11 protein-coding genes are annotated in these 9,615 nt (G+C 71.5%); 5 read left to right on the top strand and 6 right to left on the bottom strand.

What is annotated here, in order from left to right; translation table 11 throughout:
- Nucleotides 1-32 precede the first annotated feature (32 nt).
- Both ACFU7Z_RS28490 and ACFU7Z_RS28495 read right to left on the bottom strand, forming a co-directional pair.
- Entirely contained in the window at nt 33-374 is a 342-nt protein-coding gene (locus ACFU7Z_RS28490) for an ASCH domain-containing protein (RefSeq protein WP_380780539.1), read from the bottom strand.
- 47 nt (nt 375-421) lie between these two features.
- Complete coding sequence (locus tag ACFU7Z_RS28495; RefSeq protein ID WP_380780541.1) at nt 422-889, bottom strand: NUDIX hydrolase; 468 nt, start codon at nt 887-889, stop codon at nt 422-424.
- 176 nt (nt 890-1,065) lie between these two features.
- On the opposite strand from ACFU7Z_RS28495, the gene ACFU7Z_RS28500 reads away from it, so the two are divergent.
- The 3 genes from ACFU7Z_RS28500 to ACFU7Z_RS28510 all read left to right on the top strand — a co-directional run bounded on the left by ACFU7Z_RS28500 (nt 1,066) and on the right by ACFU7Z_RS28510 (nt 3,707).
- The gene (locus ACFU7Z_RS28500) at nt 1,066-1,728 is read left to right on the top strand and encodes an HAD family hydrolase (RefSeq protein WP_380780543.1); all 663 of its coding nucleotides are present in this window, start codon (nt 1,066-1,068) and stop codon (nt 1,726-1,728) included.
- 28 nt (nt 1,729-1,756) lie between these two features.
- Nucleotides 1,757-2,290 carry an NUDIX hydrolase gene (locus tag ACFU7Z_RS28505; protein ID WP_074001131.1) on the top strand — a complete coding sequence of 178 codons (534 nt, stop codon included), beginning with the start codon at nt 1,757-1,759 and terminating at the stop codon, nt 2,288-2,290.
- A gap of 184 nt (nt 2,291-2,474) precedes the next feature.
- Complete coding sequence (locus ACFU7Z_RS28510) at nt 2,475-3,707, top strand: helix-turn-helix domain-containing protein (protein ID WP_380780546.1); 1,233 nt, start codon at nt 2,475-2,477, stop codon at nt 3,705-3,707.
- Between the two features lie 168 nt (nt 3,708-3,875).
- Here the strand turns inward: ACFU7Z_RS28510 and ACFU7Z_RS28515 are convergent, their stop codons facing one another.
- The 3 genes from ACFU7Z_RS28515 to ACFU7Z_RS28525 form a co-directional block, all read right to left on the bottom strand.
- A complete protein-coding gene (locus ACFU7Z_RS28515) occupies nt 3,876-4,088 on the bottom strand; it encodes a DUF397 domain-containing protein (RefSeq protein ID WP_380780548.1) in 213 nt (70 codons plus the stop codon).
- A 243-nt stretch (nt 4,089-4,331) separates the two neighbouring features.
- The gene (locus ACFU7Z_RS28520; protein ID WP_380780550.1) at nt 4,332-4,862 is read right to left on the bottom strand and encodes a GNAT family N-acetyltransferase; all 531 of its coding nucleotides are present in this window, start codon (nt 4,860-4,862) and stop codon (nt 4,332-4,334) included.
- Nucleotides 4,859-6,172, bottom strand: a complete 1,314-nt coding sequence (locus tag ACFU7Z_RS28525; protein WP_380780552.1) for a helix-turn-helix domain-containing protein — start codon at nt 6,170-6,172, stop codon at nt 4,859-4,861. The genes ACFU7Z_RS28520 and ACFU7Z_RS28525 overlap by 4 nt, the downstream gene beginning before the upstream one ends.
- Before the next feature lie 200 nt (nt 6,173-6,372).
- On the opposite strand from ACFU7Z_RS28525, the gene ACFU7Z_RS28530 reads away from it, so the two are divergent.
- Nucleotides 6,373-6,840, top strand: a complete 468-nt coding sequence (locus ACFU7Z_RS28530; protein WP_380780554.1) for an ATP-binding protein — start codon at nt 6,373-6,375, stop codon at nt 6,838-6,840.
- Between the two features lie 14 nt (nt 6,841-6,854).
- Nucleotides 6,855-7,406 carry a hypothetical protein gene (locus ACFU7Z_RS28535; protein WP_380780556.1) on the top strand — a complete coding sequence of 184 codons (552 nt, stop codon included), beginning with the start codon at nt 6,855-6,857 and terminating at the stop codon, nt 7,404-7,406.
- Between the two features lie 497 nt (nt 7,407-7,903).
- Here the strand turns inward: ACFU7Z_RS28535 and ACFU7Z_RS28540 are convergent, their stop codons facing one another.
- On the bottom strand, nt 7,904-9,157 hold the full coding sequence (locus tag ACFU7Z_RS28540; protein ID WP_380780558.1) for an RICIN domain-containing protein: 1,254 nt from the start codon (nt 9,155-9,157) through the stop codon (nt 7,904-7,906).
- Nucleotides 9,158-9,615: the final 458 nt, after the last annotated feature.

The raw sequence follows: 9,615 nt of genomic DNA on the forward strand, positions 1-9,615 counted from the left end.
CTTCCTGCGCGGGTGAGGCTGGCCGTCCCTGGTTACGGGGTGAGTCGCAGGTGGATAGCGAGGACGCCGAGCTGCTCCTTCTCGGATGGGTAGATCTCGCGGCAGGCGGCGAGGAGTTCGCTCCGGCTCATCCCCTCGGAGCCGATCGCCTCCGGGGCCTCGGTGTCGAGCATGGCGTCGAAGCTCGGGTACTCCGCGACGCTGGTGACGATGGTGCGGCAGTGGGCGTCGCCGGATTCGAAGACGAGCGTCTGTCCCGGACGGATCCTGCGCATGCCGGGGTAGCCGACGCGTACCTCGATGGTCTTGGTGCCGGCGGCGATCAGGTCGAGGTAGGGGCGGCGGATCCGGATGACGCGTTCCTGGTCTGACATGGGGGCAGGTGCTCCGCTTCTATGCCGGGGGAGGAGGGGGCGGGCGGTTAGCGCACCACGGGGATCGCCCCGGAGCGCCAGTCCGTCAGCCGCTTGCGGATGCTCGGCACCATCGCCAGCCCGTCCGTCTCGGCCGGGCTGAACCATGCGACCTCGTGGGACTCGTCGGACACCCGCAGCTCCCCGCCGACCGGGCGTCCGAGGAGGCAGACGGAGAATTCCTGGCGGACTTCGCCGTCGTCGTAGGCGAGGACGTGGCCCGGGTCGGTGTAGGTGCCGACGATCCCGGTGATCTCGACGTCGATGCCGGTCTCCTCGCGCGTCTCGCGGATGCCGCACCCGGCGATCGACTCGCCGATGTCCATCCGGCCGCCGGGCAGCGCCCACATCCCGTTGTCGGTGCGGCGCTGGAGGAGGACGCGTCCGGCGTCGTCGACCACGACGACGGACGCGGCCGGGACCAGCGAGTTCGCTTCGGGGGCGTTCGGGTCGTCCTCGTAGTCACGCCTGGGCATGGCCTGCCACCTCCGCAGTCGGGGCCGTCCGCATGTCATGCCCTTTCTCTCCCAGGTCCCGGGCCCCGTCAGGTGCGAGCCGCGGCCACCGTGTCCGTGTACAGCTCCGTCGTCAGGTCGTCGTCACTGATCCCGAGGCCGTCCAGGGGGTGTCCTTGCCCCGTTAGGCTGCGGTTGTGACGATCAAGGCTGTGGTGTTCGACGTCGGGGAGTGCCTGGTCGACGAGACCCGGGAGTACGGTACCTGGGCCGACTGGTTGGGCGTGCCGAGGCACACGTTCGTGGCCCAGCTCGGCGCGGTGATCGCGCAGGGCCGGGACTACCGGGAGACGTTCCAGGTCTTCGCCCCCGGCTTCGACCTCTCCGAGGAGCGCGAGAAGCGGGTGGCCGTCGGCCGGGCGGAGACCTTCGGTGAGGAGGACCTCTACCCGGACGTCCGGGGCGCGTTCGCTCAACTGCGCTCGGACGGCCTGTGGTTGGCGATCGCCGGAAACCAGACCGTGCGGGCCGGGGCGATCCTCCGCCGGCTGTTCACGGACGATGTCGACCTGATCGGCACCTCCGACGACTGGGGCGCGAGCAAGCCGGACCCCGCCTTCTTCGAGCGCGTCGCCGAGGCGGTACCCGCCGAGCCGCACGAGATCCTCTACGTCGGTGACCGGCTCGACAACGACGTGCTCCCCGCCCGGGCGGCCGGGATGCGGACGGCGTTGATCCGGCGCGGCCCGTGGGGCTGGATCCAGCAGCACGACCCGGCCGCCGGGCAGTCGACGTTCCGGATCGACTCGCTGGCGGAACTCCCGGACCTGATCGCCAAGTTCAACGCTGCGGCGAGCTGAGCCGCCCCACCGAGACCATGAGGTGCGAGTGAGCAGTGAGTGGACCGTCCACGGCAGCCGTCCCGTCTACACCAGCGCGTGGGTGCGGCTCGACCTGGTCGACGTCGAGCCGCGCGGAAGGGCCCGGTACGAGCACCACCTGGTGCGCTTCGCACCGGTCGCGGCCGTCGTCGTGGTCAACGACCGGGACGAGGTGCTGATGATGTGGCGGCACCGCTTCGCGACGGGCACCTGGAGCTGGGAGATTCCCAGCGGCATCGTCGAGGACGGGGAATCCCTCGAGGCCGCAGCGGTCCGCGAGGTGTTCGAGGAGACCGGCTGGCAGGTGGACGAGGTCGAGGCCCTCGCCTATGTCCAGCCCATCGGCGGCATGAGCAACGCCGAGCACCACGTGTTCCTCGCCCACGGTGCCACCTACGTCGCACCGCCGGTGGATACCCACGAGGCCGACCGGATCGAGTGGATCCCGATCTCCCGGATCCAGGGCATGATCGACCGGCGGGAGATCGTCGCAGGCGTCGCGGTCACCGGCCTGCTCCAGGTGCTCGCCCGGCGTCCCTAGGAGGGCAGGGCCGGCATCTCGCGAAGAGCAACAGCCAGATGGCGGCGGGCCGCGCACGTCGGCGTAGCCGTCCAGCGGATCCCGCCGGGCTTCGGGGCCCGCGGCCCGCCGGAACGCGGTAGCTTCCCGGTGGTACCGCGGCCTCACGGACCGGGCAGGCGGGCGCGAGCGCGGGAGGGCTGCTGTGCTGGAGGAACGGGAGTCGATCGGCAAGCGGGTGCGGCGGGCGCGGCTGAGGTTGGGCATGACCCAAGCCGACCTGGCCGCCGCTACCGGAAGGACCCAGGGCTGGGTGTCGAAGGTCGAGAAGGGCACGATCGAGCTCGACCGGGCCGGCACCATCAACCAGATCGCGGCGGCGCTGCACTGCCACCCCAACGACCTCATCGAGAGGCCCTTCGTCGCGGGCAAGCCGTCGGAGAACCAGTGGCAGGTGTCGGCCGCCGCCATCCTGCGGGAGCTTCGCCGCTACGACCTCACGCCGGTCTTCGACGGCGCGCCCCGGCCGTCGGCGGAACTCTGGCGCGAGACGGAGCGCCTGCACCGGCTCCGGGACGCGGCCGCCAACGTGGCCATCCTGAAGGTGCTCCCGGACATGCTGCGCGAAGCGCGTGCGCTGGCCGAGGTGTCCACCGGCCGCGAACGCGAGGAGGCGTTCGCGGTCTACGCGATCGAGTGCAAGTTCGCGCACACCGCCGCGCACACGCTCGGCCACCCCGAGCTGATCGCCATGGCCTGCGAGCGGGCCGCCTGGTCGGCCCGGCTGTCCGGCGACCCGGTGATGGAGGCGGTCGCGGACTGGATGCGGGTGTGGGACATGTGGGCCACGGCGGACTGGGACGACGCCCTGGCACTGTCCGACAAGGCGCTTCGCCTCGTCGAGGACCGCTACCGCGCCAACGACCCCCTGGCCGTACGGGCTTGGGGCGCCATGCACCTGCGCGCCGCCGTGTCCGCCGCCCGCGCCGGCCGGCGGACGGAGGCAGAGGACCGCATCCGGCACGCGTACGCGGCAGCCGAGTTGATGGACGGAAGCCGGGCCGAGCCCCCCTTCGACCGGCACTCGCTGACCTTCTCCAGTGGCAACGTCCAAGTCCACGCGGTGTCGGTCCAGTTGGAGATGGGCGACCACGCCAGGGCCCTGATCCTCAACGAGCGTGCCGACCCGGCGAAGGTCGCCGCCCTCCCGGCCTCCCGGCGGGGCCACCACCACATGGACCTGGCCCGCGCCTGGCTGTGGGACGGCAACCGCGACAAGGCGCTCCAGGCCCTGGAGGCGGCGGAGAAGACCGCCCCGCAGCTCGTGCGCAACCACCCGATCGCCCGCGCCACCCTGCGCAAGATCGTCTACGCCGAGCGCTCGGCCACCCGCGAGAAGCTGCGCCACATGTCCTACCGCTTCCACCTGGACGGATAGGGCGGCCGGGCGGTACCAAACCCACGGCCGCACTCCCGAGCGCCGGGCAGTCCGCCGATCCGCCGTCACGTCGGATGCTCGGCTGGGAGGACCCAGTCGAGCATCTGGCCGGCCGACCAGGTGCTACGGCATGCTCCGGAAGTACTGCTGTCCGGGGAAGCCCTCGGTTCAGACGTCGCCGAACTCGCCGCTGCGCACAGCGGCAACGAACGACACCCTGGCCTCAGTCCGGAAGGCCAGAGCCGGCCCCTGAGGGTCCTTCGAGTCACGGACGGGAGCCAGGCCGGGGACGTCGGCAGTGACCTCGACGCAGTCGCCGCCGTTGTTGGAGTACGAGGACTTGGCCCGGGAAGCGCTGGACAGGTCTACATGGTCGGTCATGATTGGAATTCCTTTCGGGCCCTGTGGATCTTCTCCTGGGATGCGGCCTTCGGCAGCGCTGCTGAACGGGGCGGTCTGCACCGTGCCCACCCGGGCCCCGCCGCCTCATGCGGGCGGCGGGGCCGAGACAGTAGGTCAGGGCGGCGTTCGACGGCCCGGCGCGGTGGTTGCGGCTTCTGCTGGCGTGTGTGCAGTTGTGTGGTGGCCCTGGCGGGGACCCCGATGACGGTTCCCCTGGCAGGGTCAGTGGGTTGGACGGATCATCGCGGTCAGCCGGGGCGAGTCCGGCGAGGGCTGTTGGGCGTTGAACGCCTGGTAGCCCCAGGCCTCGTAGAGGCGTTGGACTTTCCCGTCTCCGGCGAGCGGGTTCACCAGCAGCGTGACACGGCTTTCGGGGCGGCCGGCCAGCAGTGCGTCGTGGATGCGGCGGGCGGTTCCGCTGCCGCGCCAGGGGGTGCGGACGCCGATCTCCTTGATGGCCAGGGCCGGGGTGTCGGTGTATCCGTGGGGGAGGGGCTCGGTCATGCGCTTCCAGTACCGGTCGCCGGACGCGATGGTGTTGCCGTAGGCGTAGCCGACCGGCAGTTCGCCGTCGTAGCCGAGGGCGAGGACGAAGCCCGGTTCGGTGGCGTGCCGGTCGAGGCGTTCGGCGAACACGTCGACGCGGTAGTTCGGCAGGTGCAGCAGCGGGGCGCGCACGTCGGCGTAGACGTCCAGCAGATCCTGCCGGGCGTCGGGGGTCAGGGCGGTGTGGCGGCGGAGTTCGACGGTCACGTGGTGGTTCTCCAGGTGTCGTGGGCGTAGGCGGTCCAGGCCAGGTCGGATGTGCTGCCGGGTGCCCGCTCGTGGAGATTGGTGCCGAAGGCTGCCAGCATGCGCCTGACACGGGGGTGGGCGGAGACCTCGGGCGGCACGGACATGGCAGTGGCGACCGCAGGTTCCAGGTCGCCCTGCCCGAGTTGGGCCCTGGCGAGGCGGACAGTGGTGATTGCGATGGATCGTCGCATGGTGTCGCGTCGCTGGGCGGTGCTGCGGTGGGCGCACGCTTCGGCATCCTGCCAGTTCCCGGCCGCCAGGTGTGCGGCGAGAGCGAGGGAGTCGAGCTCGGACTGGTCGTAGAAGGCGGTTATCCACACCGGCCGGGAGGATGCCTGGTCCGCCCGGTCAAGGGCGTCCTGCGCGTGTCCGAGCGAGCGGCGGACCGCGTTGGAGTCACCGGTCAGGCCGTGGATGGCCGCGTGACGGGCATGTCCAAGCGAGGCGAACAGTGGGTCGCGGCGGGCGACCGGCAGGCCGCGGGCGACATCGTTGGCGGCCAGGGCGTCGCCGACCTGTCCCAGATGCCGGTACATGCTGCCCGCGTGGGACCAGATTCGGAACTGGATGCTCGAGTCCCCGGACATCGCGGCCAGTGAGGCCGCCTTCTGGTGGTGTTCGAGTGCGGCGTCGAAGCGGCGGCCGTCGATCGCGGCCCACAGCGCTGAGGACATGAAGGCCGCCGCGCTGGCATACAGCTGAGCCCGGATCCGCTGGGTCGCGATGCCGTGTTTCTGTAGTTCGAGGGCTTCGTCGGCGAGGGCCGCAGCCTTGGACTCGATGCTGATCCGGCCGCCGTGGAGGTGGTCGCTGGCGATGACCTCGGCGAAGCGCCGTTGCAGGTTCTGCACGTCGGAGATGCCGATACGGCTACCTGCTGCTGATGCGAGGGTGGGGGTGAGCGCGGTGGCCGCAGTACCGCCGACCGCCGCTATGAAGTCGCGTCGCCTCACGTCTTCCTCCGGTGTGGTGCGGGCCCGCCCCGTTGGGACGAAGCCCAGCTCTTCGGGCGTACAGGCGAATACTGCCTTGAGCGCGCGGCGGATCTTCTCGGGCGGCCACCGGGTTGAGCCGCTCAGCCAGTTGTGCACTGTGCGCTCTGATACGGTGCCGAGCCGCCCCGTGAGGACCTTGATCTCCAGGTTCACTTCGTGGGCTAACTCGACCTTCGTCATACGGCGTTCGGCCATCCGGGAGCGGAGCTGGACGTTGAGCACCATGAGACCAAGTAACCACACCGTCACCTGCTGTGCGGGGAGTCGGGTCATGGGACGGTCAAGTTTTCCGGTTGGGATGCGACCAGAACGCCGCCGACTTTGCCTCGCCGCCCGTCCTGTAGCGGTCGTTCACTGAATGTGAGTTGCTCGCCCCCCCCGAGGGGCAGCGTCCGGCGTCATGCCGCGTCCCGTATGGGCCTGGCGCCGGCCGGACCTCCCTTCGCCAGTCCTCTCTTCCCCGGAGTCGCACGATGCCTCTCGACACTGGTAGGCCCCCGCACGATGTCCGTCGGCTTGCTCGGCCCCGCGCGTTCGTCGCGTGCCTCGACTCCCGCATCGAATCCACGCCCCTGGCGCGGTACTTGCTCCGTGCGTACCTCTCCGGGCTGCCGTCCGGTGACCGCTACGCCGACACGGCCGAGCTGCTCCTCGGGGAGCTGTTCGCCAATGCCGTCCAGCACTCCGACGGGCCGGACGACTGCCACATCGAGGTTCGCTTCGCCCTCGTCAACTCCCGCCTGCGGCTGGAGGTGCACGATGCCGGTAGCGGCCGTCCGTCCGTCCGTGTCGCCGCGCTCTCGGACGAGCGCGGGCGTGGGATGTTCCTCGTCAACGAGCTCGCGGAGCGCTGGGGTTGCTCCTCCCGGCCGGGTGGGATCGGCAAGTTCGTGTGGGTGCTCGTCGCCCCGATCCCCGCGCCCGTCCTCGTCAACGCCTGAGAGTCCGACTGCTGATGAACCTCACGACCCTGGCGCGGCACGCCCTCTCCCGTGGCCGCACGCCCGCCGAGACGTACGCGCTCCTCGCCCGCCGTACCGGCAAGCCGCTCTCCTCCGCCCGCGCGGTGTGCCTCGCCCTCGACATCCCGCTCGCGGAGACCGGCCGCCGCCTGGACGAGTGCTACGACGCCCTGCTCTCGGACCCCCGGCCGGACTCCGAGACGGACACCGGCGAACTCCTCGAAGCCCTCGGGGTCTTCGACGTCCCCAAGTCGCTCACCGACACCGAACTCGCCGTCGTCGACCTGTTCCTGGCCGCCGTCGACGCCATGGGCGGCATCCGCGCCGGCCACCAGCACGGCCTCACCCGCTGGTTCACCACCGGCAACCTGACCACCGCGTACCTCTCGCTCGCCGCCGCCCAGCCCATGCCTCGCACCGGCGATCCCGTCCGCTACTGGTCCACCCTCGTCGCCGCCGGCGAACTCCTCACCACCACCGCCCACTCCGAGATCCGCGTCAAGTACGCCCTCGCCCACTGTCGCGTCCGGGCCACCCGCACCTGACCAACACGTCGCCACCGCGCAGGAAGTCGGACCGGCCGACTTCCTGCGCAGCGCGTTCACCGCCGCAGGCCTGCGGACAGCGCGCGGCGGGGGACTCAAAGGGGCGCAGGCTGTCGCCGATAGCGGTTGCGGCACGGTCTGCGAGGGCGGGACGGCCGCCCCCGGCGCACTGCCCGCGCCTCCCCGGCCCGTTGAAGGCCGCTCCCCGGGCGCGGGGTGGCACGCGTGGGATCGACCTTGACGGCGGTCCGGCTGCCGTCGGACGGTCGGACGGGTGCGGGCGGCGGGGCGCTTCCGGTGCCCTGGGGCCTTTCCTGGCCGGTCAGTTGAAGCCGGACGGAGTCGGCGGGGGACGGGCTGGAGGCCGAGTGGGCCCCTGGGGCCGGGTGGTGGTGCCGTGGTCCGGGCCCGGCGCGGGTCGAGGGGGCCGTACGGCGCACGGCAGCGGGTGCCGCCGTGGTCGGCGGCACCCGCGGGGATGGTGGTGCGGGCTCTGGTCAGGCCTTGACGAGGGCGTAGGTGCCGGTGCCGTCGGCCTTGCCCATGCTGTACTGGCGCAGGGGCTGGCCGTCGGCGTTGCGGTCGTGGCCGACCATGTGGCCGGTGTACTTGTTCTGGACGCCGATCCTGTCGCTGCCGGGGACGTCGCGGTAGAAGTAGAACCGCTGCAGGTCGTCGACCTTGCAGTCGGCCTGCTGCAGGATGGTGCCCTCGGTGGCGGCGGTCGCCTCCGGGACGGCCAGGCACTTGTTGGTCGAGCGGTTGATCAGGATCTGCTCCGCGATGCCGTTCGCCGTCGGGCCGCTGCACAGCTGCCACTGGTCCTGGCCCTGCGGCCAGCCCTGGGCGGCGGGCCGCAGCTGGATGTTGTTGCTGCCCCAGTCCAGGAAGCCGGGCGCGGACCAGAACAGCGCGCGGTCGGGTGTGGCGATCTTGTAGTTGGCCGTGTCGCAGGTGAAGCCGGGCGGCGCGGTGGTGCCGGGGAATCCGGGCCAGTCCTGCTTGATCCCCGCAGTGGTGGCCGCAGCCTTGGCCGGAGCGGCCGCGTCGGTGCGGAGCGGGGCGGTGCAGCCCAGGATGTCCTGCGCCCGGCGCATGATGCTGTTCGCCGGTACGGCGTCCTCGCAGCGCACCGCGCCCTCTTCCAGGGTGGTGAAGGTGGTGTAGCTGCCCCCGCCCGGGCCCTCGACCCACTTGGTGGCGTACGTGCCGTTGCCCGTGTCGACGCGGTTGCAGTTCAGGCTGCCGTACTGGCCGGTGACCTTCCGCGTTCCCTCGTACAGGGCGTAGTAGCCGGGCTTCTGGAAGTTCCAGGTGATCGACTTCGACTCGGTGCTGGTCGTGGAGGACTCCAGTTTGACGCTCAGCTTCGCGCTCGCCTCGACCTTGGCGAGGGTCGCGATCTCGAAGTTGCCCGTGATGGAGGCGTCGAGGCCGACCGAGACCGTCACCACCGACTGGGTGGTGGCCGTCACCGTCTGGGAGCCCGTCGCGCCGTCGGTGACGTACCAGCCCTTGAAGTGGGTGATCGTCGGGACGACCTGGAGGGACTTGATGAACGGGTAGCGCTTGCCGAGGTCCGCGGCCGTACAGGTGTCGCCGAGCGCGGGGTCCCCGGCCACGGCGGCGGCCGTCCGCGCCGGGGTGGCGGCCGCGGCCGGGGCCATGGCCGCCATGGTGCCGAGCGCGGAGGCCGCGGCGAGGGCGACCAGCCCCGCGCGCCGGCGTCCGGATGAGCGTGAGTGACGCATCGTTGTTCCCCCCTGGCGTCCGGACTCCGCGTCAGGACAGGCGGGAGCCCGGGTGGTGGTGTGGTCGGTGTGGTGGTGCCGGTCGCAAACGAACATAGCTGCGGGATTGTTGACGGGACCATGCCAGAACAGGTCAACGGGCCGCCGGTCCGGGACGGGCCGGAATGGCCGGTTCCCCGATCGCGCGGGCGGCGCCCGCCCACCACCACCGCGGCCGTGCGGTGCGGGACGCGGGCACGCCGGCCGGGCCGGGGACGGACGCGGCGGCCGGGCGGCCAGCCCTGATCCGACGCAGTGGCACATTCGCCCGCCGAAGGCGCACTTGCCTCCTATCCGGGGCCGGGCCGTCCCCGCCTGCGCGCCGGCGCCGCGGGGCGGAGGGATATCCGGTCACCCCGGCCTGGCCGATGTCCTCCCCTCCGCGCACCACGACGGCCCGGCACCCCGCGCTGCGGCGG

Origin of the sequence: Kitasatospora sp. NPDC057518 (assembly GCF_042802075.1) — a bacterium.
In the GTDB taxonomy this organism is placed as follows: domain Bacteria; phylum Actinomycetota; class Actinomycetes; order Streptomycetales; family Streptomycetaceae; genus Kitasatospora.

Excerpts from the sequence above, each read along its gene's own strand:
- ACFU7Z_RS28490 (WP_380780539.1), bottom strand. The coding sequence starts at position 374 with ATGTCAGACCAGGAACGCGTCATCCGGATCCGCCGCCCCTACCTCGAC.
- ACFU7Z_RS28495 (WP_380780541.1), bottom strand. The coding sequence starts at position 889 with ATGCCCAGGCGTGACTACGAGGACGACCCGAACGCCCCCGAAGCGAAC.
- ACFU7Z_RS28515 (WP_380780548.1), bottom strand. The coding sequence starts at position 4,088 with ATGACCGACCATGTAGACCTGTCCAGCGCTTCCCGGGCCAAGTCCTCG.
- ACFU7Z_RS28525 (WP_380780552.1), bottom strand. The coding sequence starts at position 6,172 with ATGACCCGACTCCCCGCACAGCAGGTGACGGTGTGGTTACTTGGTCTC.
- ACFU7Z_RS28530 (WP_380780554.1), top strand. The coding sequence starts at position 6,373 with ATGCCTCTCGACACTGGTAGGCCCCCGCACGATGTCCGTCGGCTTGCT.
- ACFU7Z_RS28535 (WP_380780556.1), top strand. The coding sequence starts at position 6,855 with ATGAACCTCACGACCCTGGCGCGGCACGCCCTCTCCCGTGGCCGCACG.
- ACFU7Z_RS28540 (WP_380780558.1), bottom strand. The coding sequence starts at position 9,157 with ATGCGTCACTCACGCTCATCCGGACGCCGGCGCGCGGGGCTGGTCGCC.